Genomic DNA, 23,734 nt, shown 5'->3' on the forward strand with positions numbered 1-23,734 from the left:
GTACGCCGTGAGTATCAGCCGCCAGCGCCGCCAGGACATCATCGATGCGTTACGCCGGGGCACCGTGCCCCAATACGGCCTGGATGCCCTGGCGGTGGGGTTGGGCCATCTGGAGCAGGCCTTCGAGGATGAGCTGGCCAAGGTGGCTCGAGGCGGTGCCGTGTTCAAGGCGATCCGCGGCGAGTATGGCAGCGGCAAGACCTTCGTCAGCCGCTGGCTGCGCGAGCGAGCCCATGGCCTCGGCTTCGCGTGTGCCGAGGTGCAGGTCTCCGAGACCGAGACCCCGCTGCATCGCCTGGAGACCGTCTATCGCCGGCTGATGGAGCGACTGACCACAGCAGACTCACCCACGGGAGCCTTCCGCAGCATCATCGAATCCTGGTTCTATACCCTGGAAGAGGACGTGCTGTCCCAGCAGTCGATCGACCCGGATGACGTGGAAGCCCTGGTCGAGGCCACCGACCGGTTGATGGAGCAGCGCCTAGGTGAGGTGGTGCGTTCGGCGCCGGCCTTCTCCCTGACGCTGCGCGCCTACCGCAAGGCGCTGCTGGAGGGCGAAGAGGAGATCGCCGATGGGCTGCTGGCCTGGATGGCGGGGCAGCCCAACATTGCCGCCGCGGTCAAACGCTATGCGCGCATCAAGGGCGACATCGATCACTTCGGTGCCCTGAGCTTCCTGCAGGGCATCCTGACCATTCTCAAGGACTCCGGGCATCCCGGGCTGCTGCTGGTACTCGATGAGGTCGAAACGCTGCAGCGCATGCGGGGAGACGTGCGCGACAAGAGCCTCAACGCGCTGCGACAGCTGATGGACGAGATAGACAGCGGTCGTTTCCCTGGGCTCTACCTGGTGATGACCGGCACTACGGCATTTTTCGAAGGACCCATGGGCGTGCAGCGCCTGCCGCCTCTTGCCCAGCGTCTGGCGGTGGACTTCGCAACGGACGCTCGCTTCGAAAACCCGCGGGCCGTGCAGATCCGGCTGAAGGGCTTCGACACCGACCTGCTCCAGGAGGTGGGCTGCAAGGTACGCGACCTTTATGCCGCCAACAGCGAGGTGCCTGAGCGTATCCGTACTCGGGCCGATGATGCCTACGTCGAGAGCCTGGCGATGGCGGTGACTGGTGACCTAGGAGGCAAGATCGGCATCGCCCCACGGATCTTCCTCAAGAAGCTGGTAGGGGAGGTGCTGGACCGCATCGACCAGTTCGACGAGTTCGACCCGCGACAGCACTATGCCCTGACGATTTCCGACACCGAGCTGTCGCCTGTCGAGCGAGCGGCCCGGCGGGCCGACTCGACGGATGATATCGAGCTGGATCTATGAGTGCGTTCGACCGGCTGCATCCGGCGCTTCAGCACCATATCGTCAATAGCCTGGGCTGGCCGCGTCTTCGGCCCTTGCAGGAGGCGACCATCGAGCCGGTACTGAGCGGGGAGCATGCCATCCTCCTGGCACCCACGGCGGGCGGTAAGACCGAAGCGGCGTGCTTTCCTGTCCTCTCACGCATGCTCTCGGAAAACTGGGACGGTATCAGCGTCCTCTACCTCTGCCCGATCAAGGCGCTGCTCAACAACCTGCTGCCACGCCTTGAGTACTACGCTGGGTTGCTGGGTCGCAGCGTGGCGCTCTGGCATGGCGACATCAGTGCGTCGCGCAAGGCGAAGATTGTCGCGGAGCCCCCGGATATCCTGCTGACCACGCCGGAGTCGCTGGAGGCGATGCTGGTCTCATCTCGCATCGACCACCGTTGGCTGCTGGGTCGGGTACGTAGCGTGATCGTGGATGAGGTGCATGCCTTCGCCGGGGATGACCGAGGCTGGCATTTGCTTTCCCTCATCGAACGTATCCAGGGCCTGTCGGGCCAGGAAGTCCAGCGGCTTGGTCTTTCTGCGACGGTCGGCAATCCAGAAGGGTTGTGTGAGTGGCTGGCTGGTGGCTGTAGCGCTCGGCGCAGTGTCATCAATCCGTTGGCGGAGGTAACAAAATCGTCAGAGGTGGAGCTCGATTGGGTCGGCTCACTCAAGAACGCCGCCATCGTCATCTCTCGCCTGCACCGGGGTGAGAAGCGGCTGGTATTCGTCGATAGCCGATCTCGGGTGGAACTGCTGGCCATGGAGCTGCGTGGCCTGGGCGTCAACACCTTCGTCTCACACAGTAGCCTCAGCCTCGAGGAGCGCAAAGCTGCAGAGAGCGCCTTTGCCGAGGGGGCGAACTGCGTCATCGTGGCAACCAGCACCCTGGAGCTGGGTATCGATGTCGGCGATCTGGACCGAGTGATTCAGGTCGATGCACCTTTTAGCGTTAGCTCATTCCTGCAGCGCATCGGACGCACCGGGCGCAGAGCCGATGTGGCACGGAACTGCCTGTTTCTGGCGACAACCGAAGAGGCCTTCCTCAGAAGCATCGGATTGCTCTCACTCTGGCGTTCGGGCTTTGTGGAACCCGTTGAGCCACCCCCGCTCCCTTTGCACATTTATGCCCAGCAGATCATGGCGCTGTGTCTGCAGGAGCGTGGCATCATCAAGGCGGATATCGAGCGCTGGATCGGTAAGATGCCCGGCTTCGAGCGGATTGCCCCTGAGCAGCGCAACGCCGTGCAGCGCTACATGCTGGAGACCGGCATCCTGCACAGTGACGGTGGCCTGCTGGGGATCGGCGATCGCGGTGAACGGACATTCGGCTATCAGCACTTCATGGAGCTGGTCTCCGTCTTCACGACTCCCCCGATGGTGAAGGTGTTCCACGGCAAGCAAGAGCTCGGCGAGGTGCATGAGCTGACGTTTGCGGTGGGCGACTCAGAAAGTCCGACGCTGCTCACTCTGGGAGGAAGGAACTGGTCTACCACCTACGTGGACTGGCCAAGACGACGAGCCTTCGTGGAGCCCACGGAACTAAAGGGCCGCTCACAGTGGCTAGGCTCGGGACAACCCATGCACTTTTCCCTTTGCCAAGCCATCGAAGCCGAGCTGCTCTCTGAAGAAATCCCTGATGGGTACTCAAAGCGTGCCGAGGGGCTGCTTGACCAGCTGCGTGAGGAATTCGGCTGGCTGGAGTCGGGGCAGACCACGGTACTGATCGATAACGATCGGAATGCTACCTGGTGGACCTTCACAGGGGCTGTATTCAATGCGGCCATGGCCAACGCCTTGGGTGACCTGGCTGACAAGGTCAGCTCCGATAACCTGGCGATTTCGCTCAGCAAGGTCGTCGATACTGCTAGGTTAAAGGAGCGAATCTTGAAATTGCTGGATGCCAACGGAAAGGAAGGAGTGAAGGTGCCGCTGGATGTAGGATTTATACAGGAGTTGAAGTTTGCGGAGTGCTTGCCTCAGGATCTAACAGATGCAGAGCTATCCACGCGGTACTCCTGCGCGTGTCAACACGAAAAGCTTTCTGCGAGGCGGATGGTCATGATCAATTCCTATATTCATGCTGGGAATACCTCATCATGACATCAGGTAAATGATACGTTGGTTTGTGAAGCGAGAACGATAACGAGCAGGGAGAAGGCATGTGGACGGGATATGGTTCATTATCTTCACCATTGGGGGGATCTGGTTCCTAAGCCGCTTGTTCGGGGGGACGCGTAAAGGTGGAAACGGACCCCCTGGAACCCGCTCATCGTCCCGGGGACACTCAGACCCGATGCCGCGCTTCACTATCGAGGTGCGCTATGGCCAACATGACGAGGACGACGATCACTTGCCGAACGCGAATGTTACCGCGCAGAGCTGCTGGGTGCCAGCCGGCACCAGTAGAACTGTGTGCGGCGTTACGATTACGCGGGGCCGCATCTTTATGGGTAGTGGGCTTGCCGCGGGGAACGGCTTTAGCGTCGAACCGGCACTAGTAAACCCTGACTTAACGGTAGACTCGGGAAGAACCGACCTCCAAGATTTCGAGCTTGGATATTGGCCTCAGTACCATCGCATCGGACCCCAGGCGCGAGCGGGCTATCTGCAGTACCTGGCAACTGACCGTGACGATCCCGAGGCCCCTATGGGCTTTGTGTTCCTGTATTTCTACGGATTGGAGAGGCGTCTGCTCGTTGATGCCATAGACCCAGGGTTCGATGAGGCGGAATATCGTGATCTGATTGCCGAGATCGAGCGATTGCTGACTGTCTACGACCACAGTCGTAGCTTCCGAGGGTATGCGAACGGTCTGCTCGACTTCCTTCGGATCAGAGGAGTGTCGTTGGACCAGCCAGGCGAGCCTCCAGTAGTAAATGAGTATGCTCCCCACGTGCCTCTCTCCTTGCAGGTTGATCTGGGGATATTCTCGATTAATCAGCGGCCTATCACTGCTGAGTGGGCCTACGCATGGATTATGCAAGATCCGCAGTTCCAGTTTCGGCAGCGCAAGGTCGCCGAACGCTGTACCGGTGAGCTCCGAGAGCTATTCAGAGCTCTCTATCGTGAGCGCCATGGCGATGGGATCGTCGTGAAGCCAAACAAGACAATGATCAAGGCTGAATACCATCCCGCTAGTCCCGGACTGAGGCATGTTTCTGAGCCTTTGGAACTGCCAAACATCTCTATCCTGAAAGGACCCACCAAAAAGCTGGCCACGTTGATCGACACCTGTTGTGAGCAGCTGGCCTCTTATAGCCGCTTCATTGGCCGTTCCCCTGAACGTAAGGAGAGTCTCGAGGCCCTTTCACTGCTGCCGGCAGAGCTTGCCGCCTTGAGAAAGTCCGATGACGTGGCAGTCTTGGAGAGTACGTTGAGACAGCGTCTGGATGGTCAGGCTTTTTGTCGAGTGCCTTTCTCTGAGTTGACGCTAGACGAAGCTTTTTCCAGTGCCAGCAAGCCAAGCGCGAAAAGCATGCGTGGGTTGACCAGCTTCCTAGAACAATCTGGCATTGGTTTGGAGCCGGATGTGCGCTATACCGGTGCGGTGCCCGATCTAGAAGGCGATTGCATCCTCTTTGCGGTTCAGGGAGCGAGCGAGCTTCCGCCGAGTGAGGATTTCGAGCACGCTGCCGTGGTCATGCGGCTTGCGGGTTTTGTGCTGTACGGTCAGGCCGATAGCCTGACCGATCGACATACCGCCGTCATCGATGACTTCTTAGGTGGATTCAGTTCGCTGACATCATTGGAGACACAGCATCTCAAGGCTTATTTCTTCTGGGAGATGGGAAGGAAGTCGACCCTCGCTGGTATGCGTAAACGCGTGGATGGCATGAGCCATGAGGATCGGACCGAGCTCGAGCAGGTGCTTGTGAGGTTGGCCAGTGCAGATGGTGTCGTCGATACCCATGAGCTCAAGAAGCTCAGGCGCACTGCGAGTCTGCTGGGCCGGGATCCGGAGGCCTTGTATTCGCAAATCCACTCAGCGATGGCGGAACCTACCTTGGTTCGGCCAGCCAGCGTCAACGCTACGGGGTTCCGTATTCCTGCTCCTCCGGCTGAGCCAGACCCGGCATCATCGAAGCGAAAGCCCCTGGATGCGGAGGCCATACAACACAAACGCCAGGAAACTGAGCACATATCCGACGTGCTGCATGGAATTTTCGGTGAACAAGCTTCGCCAAGGGAAGGTGACAGAACAGCTGCGCCTCGTGGGGAGAAGCCTCAGGAAATACTGGACGGAGCGTCCGAGGCACCGGCCGAGGAGGACAGCACGACCGCTGGGCACATGGGCGGGCTCGACGCCGCGCATCTTTCCCTCCTGGTGGCGATCGCCCAACAAGCGGACGGGCTACCTCGAGGAGAGGCCGAAGCCATGGCCGCGGAGCTGAAGTTGATGCTGGCTGGTGCCCTGGACCGCATTAACGAGGCCGCTTTCGAGTTGACCGATGCCCCTGTTATCGAAGAGGCCGGTGGGGCACTGGTGGTAGACAATGAGATTCTGGAGGAGATGAGAGGGTGAGTCGATTACGTGAGCGTGAAAGGCAAGCGATCCTGAATTCCCTGCGGACAGGGGTCGTGCCTCGTGTTGGGCAACAGCATATCCAGGTTGGGCGAGCTGCAGAACTCAAGGCCCTGATTTCAGATATCGCCACTCTCGCCGATGGGGGCTCGGCGGTCCGCTTCATCATCGGGGAGTATGGCTCGGGCAAGACCTTCTTTCTCAACTTGGTGGGGTCGATTGCCCGAGAGAAGAAACTGGTTACAGTGTCGGCAGATCTTTCTCCCGACCGGCGCCTGCATGCCACCGGCGGGCAGGGGAGGGCGCTGTACGCCATGCTGATGCGCAATATGGCGACTCGGGCCAAGCCTGACGGTGGAGCCTTGGCGAGTGTCACCGAGCGCTTTGTCACCCAGGCCCTGCAGCAGGCCGACCAAGCGGGCATCAGTCCTGAGGCGGCGATCAAGGTGGGCCTCGACAGTCTAATGGAGATGCATGGCGGCTATGCCTTCGCCGAGGTGGTGCAAGCCTATTGGCGGGGCCATGACACTGGAAATGTCGAGCTTCAGCAGGCGGCGATCCAGTGGCTGCGCGGGGAGTTCAGCACCAAGACCGAGGCGCGTCAGGCGCTGGGGGTGAGGACCATCATCGACGATGCCAACGTCTACCAGAGCCTGAAGCTGATGGCCCGGTTTGTTCGCTTGGCGGGCTTCGAGGGGCTGCTGGTCACTCTTGATGAGATGGTTAACCTCTACAAGCTCTCCAATAGCCAGGCCCGCAACGCCAATTACGAGCAGATTCTCGGCATCGTCAACGATGCCCTGCAGGGCAGTACCGAAGGGTTAGGTGTGATGTTCGGTGGGACCCCTGAGTTTCTGATGGACCCTCGTCGGGGGCTCTACAGTTATGAAGCGCTCCAGTCGCGTCTTGCCGAGAACCGCTTCGCCCGCGACGGGCTGGTGGATCTATCTGGGCCGGTGATCCGTCTCACCAACCTCACCCAGGAAGACCTCTACCTGCTGTTGGTCAACATTCGCCGGGTGTTCGCCCGCGGCGAGTCGGGCAAGGACCTGCTGCCTGACGAGGGCCTCGAGGCTTTCCTTGACCATTGCCATAGCCAGATCGGCGACGCCTACTTCAAGACGCCTCGCAACTCGGTGAAGGAGTTCACTCAGTTCCTCTCCCTGCTCGAGCAGAATCCCGGTGTGAGCTGGGACAGCTTGGTCAAGAGGGTGGAGGTGGCGTCGGAGTCGCCCGACCAGATCCCCGAGGCGCCTTCATCGCAAAGTGGCTCACCTTCACCTGAGGTGCCCCCAGCACCGGCGCCCGCCAGCGAGGTTGCCAGTCAGGGGGATGAAGATGAGGACGATGACAGCTTTGCGACATTCAAGTTGTAGGAAAGACAGAGCATGAGCGAGGCCGCCTCCAGCAGTTTCACTCGCCTGGATCCGCGTATCCAACGCTGGATATGGCGCCAGCAGTGGGATCAGTTGCGCGACGTGCAGGAACAGGCCATTCCGGTCGTGCTGGCGGGCGAGCGGGATGTGCTGATTGGTGCCGCCACGGCATCCGGCAAGACCGAGGCTGCCTTCTTCCCCGCGCTGACCGGACTGCTCCAAGCCCGGGATTCGGGTCATGCTCCGGCGCCTTTGCTGCTCTATGTGGCGCCCCTCAAGGCCCTGATTAATGACCAAGTTGGCCGGCTGGAGCTGCTGACCGAGGGCACTGAGTTGGCGCTGACGCCCTGGCACGGCGATGTCTCGACGAGCCGCAAGACCCGTTTTGGCAAGAAGCCTGGGGGCGTGTTGCTTATTACCCCCGAGTCTCTCGAAGCGATGTTCGTTCGGCGGGGAACGGAGATAGCACGGCTGTTCGGCGGGCTTCGACAGATTATCATCGATGAGTGGCATGCCTTCATCGGCACCGAGCGCGGGATCCAACTGCAGTCCCAGATGAATCGTTTGGAGGTCGTCCTGCAGCGACGTATCCCCCGTGTCGGGCTCAGCGCCACCTTGGGGGACATGTCACTCGCCGCGAACGAATTGCGGCCGGGCGAAGGGGATACCGTCATCCCCATCGTCTCGACCCATGGTGAGCAGGCCTTGCACGTCCAGTTGCGGGGTTACGAGCGACTACCCCCCAAGACAGCCCCTAAGGAGGCTGAGACGCTCAGTCGACAAGGTAAGGATGTCCCGATTGAGGATGTCACCCATGGCGATGAGTTGGACATCCGTGATCACTTGTTCAAGCACTTGCGTGGGAAATCGAATCTAATCTTTGCCAATCGCAAGCGAGACGTCGAGCTCTATGCCGAGCTACTCAGGCGTAAGAGTCAGGATCAGCGTCTCCCCGAGGAGTTCTTCGTACATCATGGCTCGCTATCGCGGGATCTTCGTCACCATGTCGAGCAGTCGCTGAAAGCGGGGAAGCCTCTGAGCGTGGTCTGTACCTCGACGCTCGAGATGGGCGTGGATATCGGCAGTGTCGCCAGCATCGCGCAGATTGGTCCGCCTCACCAAGTGGCAAGCCTGCGTCAGCGCCTGGGGCGTTCGGGGCGACGGGGAGATCCGGCAGTGCTGCGGCTCTACGTCACCGAGTCGAGCTTGTCCCCGCATACCCCCTTCCTGGACCGCCTCCGCCCGGGGGTGTTCCAGGCCGCGGCTATGGTCGAGCTCCTGGTTGAGGGGTGGTGTGAACCGCCTCCCAGCGGTTATCTGCATCTCTCGACACTGATCCAGCAGGTGATGTCGCTCATTGCTCAGTATGGCGGGGCCTCGGCGAACGATTTGTGGCGCGCACTGATCAAGTCCGGTCCTTTCCGCCAGGTGAGCCAGGCACAGTTCACGGCCCTGCTGCGCGCCATGGGGGCGGCCGAGCTGCTGGTGCAGTCCAATGATGGGCTCCTGCTGCATGGCTGGGTTGGCGAGCGCCTGGTCAACCATTACGACTTCTACGCGGCCTTCTCGGCCCCGGAGGAGTACACGCTCTATCATGGCGCCAAGGTTATTGGGAAGCTCCCGATTGATTCTCCTATCGAGACAGGCGGCTTGCTAGTGTTCGCCGGCAGGCGCTGGTTGATCCAGGACATTGATGCCGACCGCAAGGCCATTTCCCTGATGCCCTCCGCGGGTGGCATTCTGCCGCTTTTTGGTGGCAACGCTGGCTTGATCCGGCGTGAGATCCGCGAGCGCATGCGTAGGCTTTATATTGAGGGGGAGGTTCCCAGGTTCCTCAACCGTGGGGCAGCGCGGCTGTTTGCCCAAGGCGGCACTTTCTTTCGTGAAGCTCAGCTCGAGACAACGTCAATCGTCCAGGAAGCGGACCAGACACTGCTACTGCCTTGGCAGAGCGATCAGGTGCTGAATACCCTGGCGCTGCTACTGCGCCGACTCGGCTTGGCGGCTGAACGAGAGGGGGTAGCCGTCACGGTACAGAAAAGCGATATCGACATGGTACGACAGGGGCTGGAACATGCCGTCGCCCATCCGCCAACATCGGCGGTTGAATTGGCTGCGGTAGCGGAGAACAAGATCAACGAGAAGTACGATCAGTATCTCCCCGAAGAGCTGCTGTGCAGTGAGTTCGCCTCGCGCTTTCTCGACCTGGAAGGTGCCTTGGAAACCGCTGGCGCTCTGCTGGCATGTCGATGAGAGAAAGCCTGCAGGCAGCCGACCTCCAAGTGCCTACTGTTAGGTCTCTGGAAGAGCAGGGTGGTGCGCGTGTGAGATCCCTGGCGCTCGTGCGCTCGTGCGCTCCGCGCTCTGAGGGCTCCGCCTGTTCGTTCCTCACACGCGCCGCCTCTGTGGGGCCGGCTCGTATCTCGCTCGCCCCTCAACCCCGCCGCGCCGGCTGACGCCCACACGGCCATGAGCCCTAGGCCTACCTGAAGGACATGTAGAGGCTCCTGATTCACAAGGCCAGCCAGGTCCACGAACTCCTGCCTGAGAACTGGCAAAACCCCGCCTGATCATGCGCCGGCGGTGATTGCCGAACGCTTATACGGACCCCAAGAACAACGAAGCCGGTTTGGTGCCGTTGACTCAGGCCGCCATCAGGGTTATGCAGACATGAAATCGTTCCAACGTCTGACTAGATAGTTGTGTTCATCCATTACCGTGTTCCACACCGCGATACGACTCATACGAGTCAGATAGTCTCCGCCGTCGCGGATTTCCCCCCGATGAATCATGCAAGAAGATCCGGAGGAGTCGTAAAGATCCTCGGAGGCAGGCTTTCCCGCATACCAGAAGTCCCATTCAGAAGAGGTCAGATGAGGGCGGGTCAACTCTGGAGTGGAAATGTAATAGCCTTGACGAGCCATTACCGCGCCAGGCCAGCCCGATATCCACCAGTTGAGATAGTCGTAGGCGGCGTCCAGGGTACGACCGCTGACGCTGCGTGATAGCGACATGCCGCCGTACCAGGCTCGGTAGCCTTCCCGTGGCGCGGCCATGCGCACCTTGATCTGGCGCTTGTTGAGGTCAGTCATCGCTGGTGACCACAGGCTTTCGATACCGACACGTCCGCGAACCATGTCAGATGAGGCCTGATCCTGATTGCTCCAGAAAGTTCGGAAGTGCTGTTGACGCTTCAGCTGGATCAGGCAGTCTATCAGGTTGTCAATCTCAGCAACGGTCAGATTTCCCAGGTCCTCGAACTGGACAAGTCCGGCGGCTTTGGCGGCCAGCGCGGCGTCAATGGCGCCGATGGCGCTGTCGTTTTGCAGGCTGACCATACCGCGCCAGCGCGGGTCCAGCAGCCAGGCCCAGCTTTCGTCTGCGATGTCCAGGCTTGGGGGGAGCATGTCCAGGCGATAGCCGAAGCTGTCCACGTTATGGCTTACCGGGAGCATGGTGATGCGCTCGCTGGGTCTGGCACCGCAGCTGCCGTCGGCCTGGACGTAGAGACGATCGACCGGGTTGCCGCCGGCACCCAGCGGGGCGTGGGGCGTCAGGCGTCCGGTTTTGGGCAGGTCGTTGATCGCTTCCCAGTGGTGGATTCGCTTGATATCAATGGGCTGGATGGCACCAGCCGGCCACACGAAGTCGACGTTATGAAACCACTGGTCGTAAATGTCGAAGCTGTCCGGCGCGAGTACCCCCGTGCGCTGAGCCGCCACTCCGTCCATCACCTCGAAGTCCAATCGCAACCCCAGGTCCTCGCGGGCGCGCTGGCGAATGCTTTCCAGAAGCGTCACCGAGGTGCCCAACACGCGCAGTGTAACCGGTCCACGCTGAACATTGGGGGCAGCAGGCTTGGCGGCGTCAGACATGAAAGATCCTCGGGCTTGGATGATCGCTGACCCTGTCCATGAAGGTCGCCAGCGATTGTGTCACGCGCTCGGCGTCGATGTCGCGGGTGATAAAGATCAGCTCGGAGCAGCGATCACTCTCGGGCCAGGCCTCGACATGCTCTGGGGGATGGATGGTGTGCTGGACTCCATGAAGCACCACCGGACGGTTATCGCCCTGGACGTGCAGCACCCCCTTGACCCTCAAGATGTCGCTGCCGTGGCGGTTGAGCAGCATCGACAGCCAGATGCCGAGGCAGGTCCAGTCAACCTCGTTCTCGATGCCGAGTCGAAAGGAGCGAATGCTGCCCAAGTGGCCGACGGTGCTGTCGGTTGGTTCGCGCCAGGGCCCGAGCCATGACTTGACCTGGCCGGGGGTGAAACGTACTAGGTGGGGACCACTGTCGAACAGCTCGTTGCTAGGCTGCTCGAGTGCTTCGACACCCAGGCGCTGGGCCGCCGGGTTGATGGCATCGAGCATGGCCTGGACCTCGGCTACCTGCCTGGCATCTACCAGATCAGTCTTGCTGATCACAAGCTTGTCGGCCACTGCCACCTGGGCCTCCCACACAGGATGCTGGGCACGGTTGTCGATGGCATTCACGGCGTCGACCAAGGTCAGGTTGGTGCCAGGGCGGAGGTGGTGACGCAGCACCGGATCGGCGGTGATGGTCGAGGCGATCGGGCCGGGGTCGGCAAGTCCAGTGGTCTCCAGCACGATGCGCTTGAACGCCGGGATCTCGCCATCCTGTCGTCGTGACAGCAGGTGCCGGAGTGCCTCGGATAGCTCTCCGCGGATGGTGCAACAGACGCAGCCGCTGGACAGCAGTACCGCGTCCTCGGCGATCTCGCCGAGTAGTCGGTCGTCGAGGCCTACATCGCCAAACTCGTTGATAAGTACCGCGCTGTCGCCAAAGGCTTCGCTGGCCAGCACCGACTTCAGCAGGGTGGTCTTGCCCGCGCCCAGAAAGCCCGAGATTACATGCACCGGCACCAGAGGCGTGGAGTCGCTCATGGCGTATTCCTTGTGTTGGCTATTAAGCGTCACCCCAATGAGGCTAGGAAGTCAGAGTCGAGGGGGTCGAGCTCGCGGCCGCCCATCTGCTCGGCCTGTTGCCACACACCGCCCAGGTCTTGGACGATCTCGCGCTTGCCTGTGGCGGTGGCAAGCACGAAGCTTGCGGCCTGGAAGTCCTCGATTGTGATCCGCCGCGGGCCCAGCACGCGATTGATCAGGGTGACCCGGTAGGCGCGGGCGCGCCTGCGCGCGAAGTGGGCCTGCTCTGGGTCCTCGATATTTGTGCTCCAGTGGCTTTCGCCGCCCAGGGCACCGCACAGTCCGCACATGCATACCTCCTTTGGCGCTGCTGGCGCAGTGGAGGGCCGGTGCGAGTTGGCGCCGGCCCCAAATCAGTGAGCCTCAGACAGTCAGCACAGAGCTGGCACTGAGTGCCACACGCAACAGCGACTCGTCCTCGCCAGAGGGGGCGCTCAGCTGCAGGCTGGTGTGCTGCTGGTCGTCGTCGTGGCCGCTGGGCAAGGCTACCGCCGGGGAGTCCAGCAGGCTCGCCACCATGCTCAGGCGCAGTGTCGCCAGATTGACCTCGGCAAAGTGCGCTGGGTCGGTCTCGAGCGGCGCAAGCCTTGGTGCGACGTGGGCCACTGTGGGCGTCAGGAGTATTGCCCCGGCGAGTTCCTCGCGCAGCTGGGCCTTGAGTACCTGGCGCAGGCGATACATGGTTACCACGCTGTCTGGCGTCATCTGGCGGGCGGCCTCGAGCCGCTTGCGCACCCGCGAATCCATGGCCTTGGCGTCCGTACTTTCCAATAGGCCGCGATACTCGGTGTAGGCTTCTGCCGCCCCCAGCCAGCCGTGGCGCGCGATGGCATCCAGGGTGTCGGCGACACTAGCGACCCTTCGGCGGACGACGTGAAAGCCGGCCTCGCTCAGCCGCTCGGCGCTGGCCTCGAGGTTGTTGCGCACCGCACTAGAAAATCGTTGATCGTCAAGGCAGGCGCTATCGATCACGATTACTGACTGCTCGGGGCTGGCATAGGGGCGCTTCAGCGGCGCCTCGCCGCGCATGGTGTCGTCGATGGCCAGGCAGTCCTCGAGGGTGGTGGCGATGACACCGATGGTGTCCAAGCTGGACGCCAAAGGTGTCACGCCCCGGCGCGTATGGCGAGCCTGGGACGGGCGGTAGGACACCAGGCCGTTGAAGGCTGCGGGCACCCTCAGCGAGCCGGCGGTGTCGGTACCGATGGCGGCCGGCACGATACCCTTGGCCACTGCCACCGCGGAGCCGGAGCTGGAGCCCCCAGGAGCCCTCGGTTCGCCCTGCCCGGGGGTGTGGTGGGGGGTGCCGTAGTGGGGGTTGAGGCCGAGGCCCGAGTAGGCGAGCTCTGTGAGGTTGGTCTTGCCGATGCCGATCATCCCGGCCCCGGCGGCGTGGCGCACGGCGTCGGCATCGCGCTCCGCCGGGGGCTCGCCTAGCACCTTGCCGCCGGCGGTGGTGGCGGTGCCGGCGATATCGAACAGGTCTTTCCATGCCAGCGGCACGCCGTCCAGCGGTCCCAGCAGCACGCCCGCCCGCTGGCGCCAGACGCAGGCCTCGGCTTCGGCCAGGGCGCGCTGTTCGGTCAGTGAGATGAAGACGGCGTCACTCTCGGCGGCCTTGACCAGGCTTTGGCGGGTCAGCTCTACCGGGTCGAGGCTGCCTTGCCTGATGGCTTCGCCCATGGCCAACGCGGTGCGGGTGAGGGAGGGCATATGGGTCTCCTGTGAGCGTTGGGCAGCGCCGCCGATGGCAGTGCTTGACGACACTTCAGCGATCCTCGCGCTTTAGCGCAGAGTCGGGAATGTCGGCGGTTTCCAGACGTTCGAAGTGCCCCTGCTCGGTGTAGACCCAGTTGCGGCCCACTGAGGTGGCCAGGAAGCGGTCAGCGTAGCCGGAGGTGATCTCCTCCTGAGGATAGCGCCGCAGCACCCAGGCTTTCATCAGTACCACATAGACCACCAGGGCGGCGCTGAAACCCACCGCATAGGCGTACTCGAGGAACACCAACGCCAGGCCGCCGCCGATGATCCAGGCGATGATACCGGCGGGATTAAAGCCACCGCGGAAGCGGAACTGACCGTCGGGATCGTAAAGAGCGGGAACGTTGAGACGACGACGGCGCAGCAGATAATAGTCGGCCACCATGATGCCGCCGACCGCGGATAGCACGGCGCCGTAGTAGCTCAGGAAGGTGAACAGGTTGTCGAGGATCAGCCAGGGCATGGAGGCGGTGCCGATCACCCCGGCGATGACCAGCGCCACCGGGTAGCTCACCTTGGGGGCGCCGGCGTTGATGAAGGTCAGCGCCGCCGGGATCAGATTGGCTGCGTTGTTGGTCGACCACTGGGCTAGGATCACCATCGCCAGCAGAGCGATCAGGGTCAGGCCGCCGCCCTGACCCTGAATAACCGTGACCGGGTTCCAATCACCAGCGGCGATGAAGGATACGCCGCCGATCAGCGCGATCCAGGCCTGGGTGGCCGGCAGCGCCAGGAACTGGGCGACGAAGACGTTTTTGTTGCGCTGGAAGAAGCTGCGGGTGCCGCCCGGGGTCTTGAGAAAGCGGGTCAGGTTTGGGATATCCACCGCCAGCGCCGACCAAAACGCCATGTTGGCGAAGAACAGGCCGAGTACCGCCACGTCCTGATCGCCGACAAAGGTCCAGATATTGATGCCCTGAGTTTCGGCGAGCACGTCGAGGGTGAAGTACATCCACACCGAGATGGCCACGATGCAGGGGGCAGCGATGGACGCCAGCAGTTCCACCGCGCGGATGCCAAGGGCCGTGTTGATGATCTGGATCACTGCGAACAGCACGTACCACAGGACCCAGTTGTCCAGACCCCACAGGTACTCGACGATGCCGTTTAAGGCCAGTGCGCCGAGGTAGGTCTGGACGCCGAACCAGATGGCTGCCACCACGCCGCGGGACACCGCGGGCAGGTGGGTCCCCTTGAGGCCGAAGGGCGCACGCAAGTAGACCGCGAACGACAGGCCATGCTCGGTTCCGATATCGGCGGTCAGGCTCATCACCACGCCGAGCACCAGGTTGGCCAGGAAGATGATTGCGACCACCTGAAGGAGGGGTAGCCCGGCGACTCCACCGGCTCCCAACTGAAAGGTGGCTATGATCACCGCCATGCCAATCCACATCCAGATGAAGCTGAAAAAGCCGATGGTGCGCTGATTGAGCCAGACCGGCAGGATGGCCGCTTCCAGCAGGTGATCGCCGGAACCGGCGTGTGCCGCCGACGAGGCGGGGGTGTGGACGTCTTGTGTGGTAGCCACGGTATCGCTCCTTGGGAGTCGGTGTTTGTTGTTGGGGACGACAGCGTCGGTGGGTGAATTCATGTCGCCGGTTCGTTTAAATGCAGTATGGATACAAAAATCATTTTCTGGCAAGCTTTCTCTGGTTCTTCGTCACATCATGTGGATTTGGCCTGATCGAGCAGGCGCCCCACGGGGCTGCCAATCAGGTAGATCATCGCGATGAAGTTGGCCTCGTTCCGGTAGCCACGTGCACGTGATCGGGCCGCCTGGAATAGACCGTTCATGCCTTCCAGACGTGCGTTGGTCAGGCCGGAGATCCAGCGCCTCACCACCTGCTCGGCATGCCGCTCCAGCGTCGTCAGGGCCTTTGCCATCGGCGTGAGCAGTGCCTGGCCGGTGACGGCCTCCCGCATGACCTTGAGGTAGTTCGTGATGCGCCACCGGGCGGCACGCGGCGTCGCAGCCTTCTGAATCCAGCGCAGCTTTTCCTTGATCACCCAGGCATCGCCGGTGGCCCCCTGGTCAGCCACCAGCTCCTGAAGGGCGGCCAGCTGCTTGGCCGTCAGGTTGCCGTTATCCAGGCGCTTCAAGACCGCCCACCGGAGGGCTTTGGGATGCCCCTTCTCACGGCGCTCCTTCTTGCGGACCTCGTCCAGCGCCTTGGTGAAGGTCTGCACGATGTGGAACCAGTCGACCGTCACCTCGGCGTTGGGGAGGTTCTCGGCCACGCCGCTCAGGAAGGCCTGAGACATGTCGCAGACCACCTCGACCACGTTGCCCGGGTCGCCGCCATGCTCCGCCAGGAAGGCGCTGAAGGCCGTGATGGCGGCCTTGCCATGGCCAGGCACGGCGAAGATCACCGGCTCCTGCTGGCGCTGCATGTCGAGGAACACCGTGACATAGCGCTGACCCCGTCGTGAGGCCGTTTCGTCCACGCCGACAGCGGTCACGCGCGACAGGTCCAGTTCGCCCAGCATGCGGCCCACGTAGTGGTGCACGATGCGCCACAGGCGCTTGTCGGAGATCTCCAGTTGACGGGAGACGGCCAGCACCGGCATCTCCTTGACGAGCGACATGGCCGCCTGCTCGAACAGCAGGGTGAAGTCGCTGCCGGGCCGCGCCCAAGGCACCTCGATGCGCTTGACGCCATGCTCGGGGCACTTGGTGCGAGGCACGCGGGCGTGCAGGTAGCAGTGGTGCTGGAAGAAGTTCAGATGCCGCCAGGTCCTGTCGGCAAAGTCGTGGGCCGGGCAGGCCTTGCCGCACTCCGGGCAGGGGTAGAGGCTGCCTCGCTCCGCCTCGACATAGAGGTCCAGGCGGTGGGGCGACACGGAGGTATCCAGGTGCTGGTCCTTGAGAACCCAGGGCGCTTCCAGGCCCAGGCCGAGGGTCAGAATCTGGGTGCCGTCCATGCCATGCCTCCTGTCGTCGTGGAGGTCATATCCTGGCCCAGCTCAGGGGGCGAATTCCACACCCAACGACGAAGAGCCCTTTCTCTGTACGCTTTAAGTCGTATGGGGAGTGGTAATATGCTTTAATATATTGTTTTTAAAGAAAAATATCGTTATATGGGATGCCCAAAGATTGAAATGCCATTGATCTTGGTATCAAAGGTCATTTTTAGTCGGCTCGAAAGGTGGGAAGAGAGGTGTCAAGATATGGTGCATATCGCGAGGGCGCCTGGGCCGCGGCCGTGCTCGGTCAGGGTGACCACCGGCGATGCGGTCGAGCGCGTTAGTCAGGCGAGTTGACGTCATGGAGGAGCGAGTTCTGAGTACGCCAGAAAGATCGGTCAGGCATGGGGGGAGCCGTGCCCCGCGCTACGCAATGATCGAGGACTCGCTGCGTGACGCCATCCAGACCGGGCGGGTACCACTCAACCAGGTGCTGCTCGAGGGACCCATCGCGCGTCTGTTCGGGACCAGTCGTGGGCCAGTGCGCAAGGCGCTGGAGCGGCTGCACGAGCAGGGTCTGATCAGTCGTTTCGAGGGGCGCGGCTTTTTGGCGACTCCTGAGCCTGATGCGGTGGTGCCAGCTCGGGAGGCGCTTACCCCTGAGCGTCTTGGTCTTGGTGCGGACGATTCACCGGTGGTAGATACTCGTCCGGCGGCCGAGCGCATCCACGCCGAGGTCGAGGAGGCGGTTGCCACCTGCCTGGCCTTCGGCCATTACCGTATCGTCGAGACCAGCCTGAGCGAGTACTACGGCGTCAGTCGCACCGTGGCGCGCGAGGTGCTGGGGAGGCTTCGCAGCCAGCGCTTGATCGAGAAGGACCGCCATTCCCATTGGCTGGCGGGACCCTTGACCGCCCAGGCGGTGGCCGAGGACTACGAGATCCGAGTGTTGCTCGAACCGGCCGCGCTAAGGGCGTCTGGGCCTTTGATCGAGCGTCGCGAGCTCGAGGCGATGCGCGCCCGGGTGCAGCGCTTGATTGACCATCCCGATCAACTGACCGCCGCGACCATCGCCGAGCTGGAGCAGGATCTGCACCACAGTTGCCTTCGTCATTATCGTAACCGCAAGGCCGGCGAGATGATCGCCCAGAGTCAATTGCCGGTTGTTGTTAATCGCTTGTTCTTCCAGACCCTGGGGGTGCCCGAGGGCGAGCCTCTGCTGATGGAGCACAAGCTGGTGATCGACCATCTGCTCTACGGTGCCTTTGACGCCGCGGCCTCCAGCTTGCAGTCCCACCTGCTTGTGGCCGCAGAGCGCACCCGTCGCCGGCTCAAGGTGCTGTCGGTGTTTCCCGAACCCGACCTTCCTCCCTACCTCCAGCGGATCGTCTGACGCCCGCACTTGGTGTCAGCGGGACACTATTTCCCCTTAACTTCCTACCCGCGCAGGCGATCAGCGCTCGTGGTGCGCCGATACCGCGTCTGTACTCGTCTCGGCTACCGTCAGCCAGCGCTTTGCGCCTTTGCTGGTGGTAAACCGCTACTTTTCCTGTCCGCTTCCGGTGTCCCGGTCCAGGCTTGATGGTCGGGAAAAATGTCAATTGAATACCTTGACCCGCAAAAATGACTTTTTCAGATGCGAAATTTGTTGGCTTCGAACAGTCTTAGTCATTGGTCGAAGAAATCATGCGTTTTTAGCAGCTGTGGCAAGGCCCTGATCTTAGTATGTATTGTGTTTAATTTATTGATTTTTTGATCTTTTTGAAAAGATGGCGTTCACTGGGTGGTTTCGCCGAGAAAGACGTCACGCGCTGTGTCAATGATGCCCGCCTTGACAAAAATGACCATTGTATCCAGTATCCACTTTAGTGCGGTTGGCAAGACCGCCATTGCCGTGAGCCAGGCGCCGGACGAGAGCGGCCTTCGAGCGGCATCGCATCACGACAAGATGCAACAAGACCAAGCGACAAGACGAGGTTTTCAAGATGGCGAAAAAAGAGATTCTCTGTGCATTTGGCGTCGACGTGGACGCCGTGGCCGGCTGGCTCGGTTCCTACGGCGGCGAGGACTCCCCCGACGACATCTCCCGCGGCCTGTTCGCTGGTGAAGTCGGCGCGCCGCGCCTGCTCAAGCTATTCGAGCGCTACAACCTCAAGACCACCTGGTTCATTCCCGGCCACAGCATCGAGACTTTCCCGGAGCAGATGAAAGCTGTAGTGGATGCGGGTCACGAGGTCGGCGTTCACGGCTACAGCCACGAAAACCCCATTGCCATGACCCGCGAGCAGGAGCGGGACGTCCTCGACTACAACATCGAGCTGGTGACTAACCTATCCGGCAAGCGGCCGACGGGTTATGTGGCGCCATGGTGGGAGTTCAGCCCGGTGACCAACGAGCTGCTGCTCGAACGTGGCATCAAGTACGATCACAGCCTGATGCATAACGACTTCCACCCCTACTACGTGCGCGTTGGCGACTCCTGGACCAAGATCGACTACTCCAAGCCCGCCAAGGAGTGGATGAAGCCGCTGGTTCGCGGTGAGGAAACCGACCTGATCGAGATTCCGGCTAACTGGTACCTCGATGACCTGCCGCCGATGATGTTCATCAAGAAGTCCCCCAACAGTCACGGCTTCGTCAGCCCGCGTCAGCTGGGCGAGATGTGGCAGGACCAGTTCGACTGGGTCTACCGCGAGAATGACTACGCGGTGTTCACCATGACCATCCACCCCGACGTTTCGGGTCGCCCTCAGGTTCTCATGATGCTCGAGCGACTGATCGAGCACATGCAGAGCCACGAGGGCGTGCGCTTCTGCACCTTCGACGAGATCGCCGACGACTTCGCCAGCCGCCACCCGCGCAGCTGACGTTGGATCTGCACTAACAACCACACCACAACGATAACGAAAGAGGGTGACGTCAATGACCGAACCAACCTCCACCGCGCCCTCTGGGGCCCGTTCTGACGCGGATGAGCCCTGGAACGCTGTCATCACCAAGAAGCAGATCGGCTACGCCTCGCTAGTCTGCTTTATCGCCTGGGTGGCGTCTGTCTACGACTACACCCTCTTCGGAACACTACTGCCCGTGATCGCCGACGATTTTGGCTGGAGTGCTGCTAAGGCCACTGCAATCAACACCTGGGCCACCATTGGGGTGTTTGTCGTCTCGCTGGTGGTTGGCACCCTGCTCGACCGCTTTGGACGCAAGAAGACGCTGATCCTGCTGGTTATAGGTGGGGCGGTTAGCTCTGGATTGTCGGGGATTGCCATGGGGGCGGCCTCGATGGTCATTATTCGCGCTTTCTCCGGCTTTGCGGTCTCTGAGGAGGTGGTCAACGCCGTCTATCTCAACGAGATCTACAAGAAGGCCAAGGGGCGCGGTTTCATGTACAGCTTAGTGCAGAGCGGCTGGCCAGTAGGCGCTTTGCTGGCTGCGGGCATGACCTCGCTGCTGCTGCCCGTTGTGGGCTGGCGCGGTAGCTTCTTTGTTGCCGCCTGTGCCTCGATCATTGTCATCGTGATGGCTGTCAAGCTGCCAGAATCGCCAGTGTTCGCGGCGATAAAGGAAGTCGAGCGTCGGCGCAAGGCGGGAGATGCCGAGGGCGCCACTAAGCTGGCCGCCGAACACGACGTCGAGGTAGACACAGGAAGCAACCTGGGTCTGAAGGGTGTCTTCGCACCTGAACTGCGCCGTCATACCATCTCGTTATCGCTGGTCTGGCTGTTCAGCTGGATGGCGATTCAGGTCTTCGCGGTGCTGGGCACTACGGTGCTGGTGGAAGCCAAGGGTGTCAGTTTTGAAAACTCCCTCTACGTGTTGATCTTGGCCAACGCAGTAGGCTTTGTTGGCTACCTGAGCCATGGCTTGGTGGGAGATCGCATCGGCCGCCGCAACACTGTACTGATGGGTTTCCTGCTCGGCGGTATCGCCAGTATCCTGATGCTGCTTGGTCCGGCCAGCGATGGCTTCGTTTATCTGATGTACGCTATCACCCTATTTTTCCTGCTTGGCCCCTTCGCCGCCATCCTGTTCTACATGGGCGAGTCCTTCCCGGCCCACGTTCGTGGCACCGGAACCAATGTGGCCCACGTCATGGCCCCGGTGGGTGCAATTGTCGGTTCGGGCCTGGTATCTGTGCTGTTGACCATTGGCGTCAGCATGACCTGGGCAGCGATTCTGGCTGGCTCCCTGCCGCTGGTTCTCAGTGGATTGTTGATGTTCGGTACTCGACATGTGGATCACCTTGAGCACGACACACTCGAGGAGGCTGTGGCATGAACACTTTAAAACGTGACGATGGTCTGGCAGGAAAGGTCGCGATCATCTCCGGTGCCGCTAGTGGGATCGGCCAGGCCTTGGCGGTCAGTTATGCCAAGGCTGGCGTCAAGGTGGTAGCGGGTTACTACCCGGGCGACCCTCATGACGTCGAGGAAACCGTCTCGGCGGTGAGGGAGGCTGGCGGCGAGTGCGTAGCCGTGGCGGTAGACGTGAGAGATGGGTCCCAGTGTGACGCCCTAGCCCAAGCCGCCATCGATACCTTCGGCGCCCTCGACATTGCCGTCGCTGGAGCCGGGATCCTGCGCCAGGCGTCGCTGCATGACCTCTCAGATGAGGCCTGGAACGACATGTTGTCGGTGGATCTTACTGGGGTGATGCGAGTCTTCCGTGCAGCTTCCCGGGTCATGACCGGGCCTGGCGCCATGGTTGCCATCTCGTCAATTGCCGGTGGCGTCTATGGATGGGACGACCATGCCCACTACGCTGCGGCCAAGAGTGGCTTGATGGGGCTAGTGAAGTCTCTGGCGGTAGAGCTCGCGCCACGCAGCATCCGCGTCAATACCCTTGTTCCAGGGTTGATCGAGACGCCGCAGTCGCTGGATCCAGTTAACTCGCTGGGCCCCGAGGGGCTCGCCGCCGCCGGCAAGTCGATTCCGGCGGGACGGGTGGGTCGTGCCGAGGAAGTGGCACGCACGGTGCGCTTTTTGACCAGCGACGATGCCACCTATGTGACCGGCCAGCAGCTCATCGTCGACGGTGGCCTGACTGTTCGCTGGCCGAGCTGACCGCGCAGACACGGGGTGGGGGTCTCCCTGCCTCGTCTCCCTCTTGAAAGGAGAGTTCCTCCATGTCAAATAAACTTCAAGGCAAGGTCGCCTTGGTGGTGGGCGGAGCCAGCGGTATCGGTCGCGCCATCGCCAATCTGTATCACGCCGAAGGCGCCACCGTTGCCGTGGCCGATCGCAATGCCGACGCCTGCGAGCAAGTGAGTAGGGCGTTCAGATCCCGCTTTACCACTCACGCGGTTGACGTCTCCGACGAAGCCTCGGTGAAATCCATGGTCGATGAAGTGATCGACACCCATCAGGCCATTGACGTGCTGGTCAACAGTGCAGGCATTCTTGACGAGAAGCCCTTTCTCGAAATGACCGCCGAGACCTTCGATCGCATGATCGGCATTAACCTGCGTGGTGTCTTTCTAGTCAGTCGCCAGGTCGCGCCGCACATGGTAGAGCGCAAGAGCGGGCGCATCATTAACGTGGCCTCTCAGCTAGCGCTCAAGGGCGGCATGGGCCTGTCCCATTACTGTTCGGCCAAGGCCGGCGTACTGGGGTTAACCAAGTCCATGGCCCATGAACTGGCCCCCTTTAATGTGCTGACCAACGCCATCGCCCCTGGACCTATTTTGACGCCGATGCTGGAAGGCCTGAGTCCCCAGTGGATTGCTGACAAGGAAGCGGAACTTCCCTTGGGCCGCTTCGGCAAAGCTGAAGAGGTGGCACCTACTGCACTGATGCTGGCCGCTTCGCCGGACGGCGATCTGTACCTTGGCCAGACCCTTGGACCCAACAGTGGCGATGTAATGTAGTCGGCCGGGATCATGCCGATGCTCAGTATTCTGCTCGTCAAATGGTTGTCCACCGCGATTGTGGTAATTGGCGTGTCCGTGGCGGTGGTGCGTCTGGGCCCCAAGCTTGGTGGCGTCCTGGCCGGGACGCCCATCGTGCTGGGGCCGGGCTACTTCTTCATGCTCCGCGAGCAGCCGTCGGCCTTCGTCGCCGATGCCGCTCTGGGATCATTGCATGCCATGCTGGCGACTCTAGCCTTTTGCCTCAGCTATGTGCTGCTGGCCGGTCGATGGGGTGCATTGGCCAGCGTCGCTCTGGCCGCCGCCCTCTGGGTTCCGGTGGCGGCCGCCGTAGCGGTGCTGCCTGGTGGCGTGGCGTTGGCGCTAGCCGCGATCGGGCTGGGCATGATACTGGCGCTGCGTTTGATGAATTCACTGGGGCTTGCGCGAAGTGCGGTATCAGCACCGCTGCATTGGGGCGATTTACTCATTCGAGGCGCGCTCGCTGGGGCGATCGTCTGCCTGGCTACGGCGATCTTGGATGATTTCGCACCCGCCGTATCCGGTGTAGCCTTGAGTTTCCCCATCGGCATGCTGACCATTGCTCTGACTCTACATCAGCGCTATGGCGCCGAGGTGGCCCGTGCCACCCTGGCCGATACCCAGCTCGGAATGCTCAGCTTGATAGCTTTCAGTGCGGTACTGGCTTCAAGCGTAGAATCGCTAGCTTCGGTCTTTGTATTTGGTTTGTCGTTGGCAGCGTCGCTTCTCGTTAGCATCCTACTGTGGTTCCTCCACAGTATCCGTCCGGTAAGCCCATCTTCCGCTGAGGCCAGCAGCGCGTAACAGTAGGTGCCCATCTATTTCTAAATGGGCACTACCATGACCATCCGTAAGCGGCCGGTGAACCCATCTACCGCAGAGCCCCAAATTCCGTGACGGTAGGTGTCCACCTATCAATAAGTGGACACCTATCATGACCGACTTAAGCGTGCTGGAAGCCCCTCGCAAGCGTCG

17 protein-coding genes are annotated in these 23,734 nt (G+C 61.5%); 11 read left to right on the forward strand and 6 right to left on the reverse strand.

Annotated elements, in window-relative coordinates:
• The first annotated feature begins 7 nt into the window (after positions 1-7).
• From brxD to MKP05_RS16515, 5 genes are all read left to right on the forward strand, one after another.
• Positions 8-1,327: a BREX system ATP-binding protein BrxD gene (gene brxD / locus MKP05_RS16495; protein ID WP_240569313.1), complete on the forward strand. Its 1,320-nt coding sequence runs from the start codon at positions 8-10 to the stop codon at positions 1,325-1,327.
• Entirely contained in the window at positions 1,324-3,456 is a 2,133-nt protein-coding gene (locus MKP05_RS16500; protein WP_240569314.1) for a DEAD/DEAH box helicase, read from the forward strand. Before brxD ends, MKP05_RS16500 begins: the two co-directional genes overlap by 4 nt.
• A 193-nt stretch (positions 3,457-3,649) precedes the next feature.
• Positions 3,650-5,878 (forward strand): tellurite resistance TerB family protein, encoded by a 2,229-nt coding sequence (locus MKP05_RS16505; RefSeq protein WP_240569315.1) that lies wholly within the window; start codon positions 3,650-3,652, stop codon positions 5,876-5,878.
• Positions 5,875-7,254 carry an ATP-binding protein gene (locus tag MKP05_RS16510; RefSeq protein WP_240569316.1) on the forward strand — a complete coding sequence of 460 codons (1,380 nt, stop codon included), beginning with the start codon at positions 5,875-5,877 and terminating at the stop codon, positions 7,252-7,254. Before MKP05_RS16505 ends, MKP05_RS16510 begins: the two co-directional genes overlap by 4 nt.
• A gap of 12 nt (positions 7,255-7,266) precedes the next feature.
• Complete coding sequence (locus tag MKP05_RS16515) at positions 7,267-9,507, forward strand: DEAD/DEAH box helicase (RefSeq protein ID WP_240569317.1); 2,241 nt, start codon at positions 7,267-7,269, stop codon at positions 9,505-9,507.
• Positions 9,508-9,914: 407 nt separating this feature from the next.
• Here the strand turns inward: MKP05_RS16515 and MKP05_RS16520 are convergent, their stop codons facing one another.
• From MKP05_RS16520 to MKP05_RS16545, 6 genes are all read right to left on the reverse strand, one after another.
• Entirely contained in the window at positions 9,915-11,129 is a 1,215-nt protein-coding gene (locus tag MKP05_RS16520) for an ABC transporter substrate-binding protein (protein WP_240569318.1), read from the reverse strand.
• Positions 11,122-12,162, reverse strand: a complete 1,041-nt coding sequence (locus MKP05_RS16525) for a CobW family GTP-binding protein (protein ID WP_240569319.1) — start codon at positions 12,160-12,162, stop codon at positions 11,122-11,124. Before MKP05_RS16525 ends, MKP05_RS16520 begins: the two co-directional genes overlap by 8 nt.
• Before the next feature lie 29 nt (positions 12,163-12,191).
• Positions 12,192-12,494, reverse strand: coding sequence for a hypothetical protein (locus MKP05_RS16530; protein ID WP_240569320.1), 303 nt, complete (start codon positions 12,492-12,494; stop codon positions 12,192-12,194).
• 73 nt (positions 12,495-12,567) lie between these two features.
• Positions 12,568-13,917, reverse strand: a complete 1,350-nt coding sequence (locus MKP05_RS16535) for an amidase family protein (protein WP_240569321.1) — start codon at positions 13,915-13,917, stop codon at positions 12,568-12,570.
• Between the two features lie 55 nt (positions 13,918-13,972).
• The gene (locus MKP05_RS16540) at positions 13,973-15,556 is read right to left on the reverse strand and encodes an NCS1 family transporter (protein WP_240569322.1); all 1,584 of its coding nucleotides are present in this window, start codon (positions 15,554-15,556) and stop codon (positions 13,973-13,975) included.
• A gap of 74 nt (positions 15,557-15,630) precedes the next feature.
• On the reverse strand, positions 15,631-16,887 hold the full coding sequence (locus tag MKP05_RS16545; RefSeq protein WP_240569323.1) for an ISL3 family transposase: 1,257 nt from the start codon (positions 16,885-16,887) through the stop codon (positions 15,631-15,633).
• A 415-nt stretch (positions 16,888-17,302) separates the two neighbouring features.
• Here MKP05_RS16545 and MKP05_RS16550 point away from each other — a divergent pair, with 415 nt between their 5' ends.
• From MKP05_RS16550 to MKP05_RS16575, 6 genes are all read left to right on the forward strand, one after another.
• Positions 17,303-18,262, forward strand: a complete 960-nt coding sequence (locus MKP05_RS16550; RefSeq protein ID WP_240569324.1) for a GntR family transcriptional regulator — start codon at positions 17,303-17,305, stop codon at positions 18,260-18,262.
• A gap of 592 nt (positions 18,263-18,854) precedes the next feature.
• Positions 18,855-19,736: a polysaccharide deacetylase family protein gene (locus MKP05_RS16555; protein WP_110282857.1), complete on the forward strand. Its 882-nt coding sequence runs from the start codon at positions 18,855-18,857 to the stop codon at positions 19,734-19,736.
• A gap of 55 nt (positions 19,737-19,791) precedes the next feature.
• On the forward strand, positions 19,792-21,150 hold the full coding sequence (locus tag MKP05_RS16560; protein WP_110282618.1) for an MFS transporter: 1,359 nt from the start codon (positions 19,792-19,794) through the stop codon (positions 21,148-21,150).
• Complete coding sequence (locus MKP05_RS16565; RefSeq protein ID WP_240569325.1) at positions 21,147-21,935, forward strand: SDR family NAD(P)-dependent oxidoreductase; 789 nt, start codon at positions 21,147-21,149, stop codon at positions 21,933-21,935. Before MKP05_RS16560 ends, MKP05_RS16565 begins: the two co-directional genes overlap by 4 nt.
• Positions 21,936-21,997: 62 nt before the next feature.
• A complete protein-coding gene (locus tag MKP05_RS16570; protein WP_240569326.1) occupies positions 21,998-22,738 on the forward strand; it encodes an SDR family NAD(P)-dependent oxidoreductase in 741 nt (246 codons plus the stop codon).
• Positions 22,739-22,756: 18 nt separating this feature from the next.
• Positions 22,757-23,563 (forward strand): hypothetical protein, encoded by an 807-nt coding sequence (locus MKP05_RS16575; protein WP_240569327.1) that lies wholly within the window; start codon positions 22,757-22,759, stop codon positions 23,561-23,563.
• Positions 23,564-23,734 lie beyond the last annotated feature (171 nt).

The sequence above is a fragment of the Halomonas flagellata genome, assembly GCF_022487945.1.
GTDB classification, from domain to species: Bacteria; Pseudomonadota; Gammaproteobacteria; order Pseudomonadales; family Halomonadaceae; genus Halomonas; species Halomonas flagellata.

Bases quoted from the DNA above. Each gene is read 5' to 3' on its own strand.
- MKP05_RS16500 (WP_240569314.1), top strand. From the start codon at position 1,324: ATGAGTGCGTTCGACCGGCTGCATCCGGCGCTTCAGCACCATATCGTC.
- MKP05_RS16505 (WP_240569315.1), top strand. From the start codon at position 3,650: ATGCCGCGCTTCACTATCGAGGTGCGCTATGGCCAACATGACGAGGAC.
- MKP05_RS16515 (WP_240569317.1), top strand. From the start codon at position 7,267: ATGAGCGAGGCCGCCTCCAGCAGTTTCACTCGCCTGGATCCGCGTATC.
- MKP05_RS16520 (WP_240569318.1), bottom strand. From the start codon at position 11,129: ATGTCTGACGCCGCCAAGCCTGCTGCCCCCAATGTTCAGCGTGGACCG.
- MKP05_RS16525 (WP_240569319.1), bottom strand. From the start codon at position 12,162: ATGAGCGACTCCACGCCTCTGGTGCCGGTGCATGTAATCTCGGGCTTT.
- MKP05_RS16530 (WP_240569320.1), bottom strand. From the start codon at position 12,494: ATGTGCGGACTGTGCGGTGCCCTGGGCGGCGAAAGCCACTGGAGCACA.
- MKP05_RS16535 (WP_240569321.1), bottom strand. From the start codon at position 13,917: ATGCCCTCCCTCACCCGCACCGCGTTGGCCATGGGCGAAGCCATCAGG.
- MKP05_RS16540 (WP_240569322.1), bottom strand. From the start codon at position 15,556: ATGAATTCACCCACCGACGCTGTCGTCCCCAACAACAAACACCGACTC.
- MKP05_RS16545 (WP_240569323.1), bottom strand. From the start codon at position 16,887: ATGGACGGCACCCAGATTCTGACCCTCGGCCTGGGCCTGGAAGCGCCC.
- MKP05_RS16550 (WP_240569324.1), top strand. From the start codon at position 17,303: ATGATCGAGGACTCGCTGCGTGACGCCATCCAGACCGGGCGGGTACCA.
- MKP05_RS16555 (WP_110282857.1), top strand. From the start codon at position 18,855: ATGGCGAAAAAAGAGATTCTCTGTGCATTTGGCGTCGACGTGGACGCC.
- MKP05_RS16560 (WP_110282618.1), top strand. From the start codon at position 19,792: ATGACCGAACCAACCTCCACCGCGCCCTCTGGGGCCCGTTCTGACGCG.
- MKP05_RS16565 (WP_240569325.1), top strand. From the start codon at position 21,147: ATGAACACTTTAAAACGTGACGATGGTCTGGCAGGAAAGGTCGCGATC.
- MKP05_RS16570 (WP_240569326.1), top strand. From the start codon at position 21,998: ATGTCAAATAAACTTCAAGGCAAGGTCGCCTTGGTGGTGGGCGGAGCC.
- MKP05_RS16575 (WP_240569327.1), top strand. From the start codon at position 22,757: ATGCTCAGTATTCTGCTCGTCAAATGGTTGTCCACCGCGATTGTGGTA.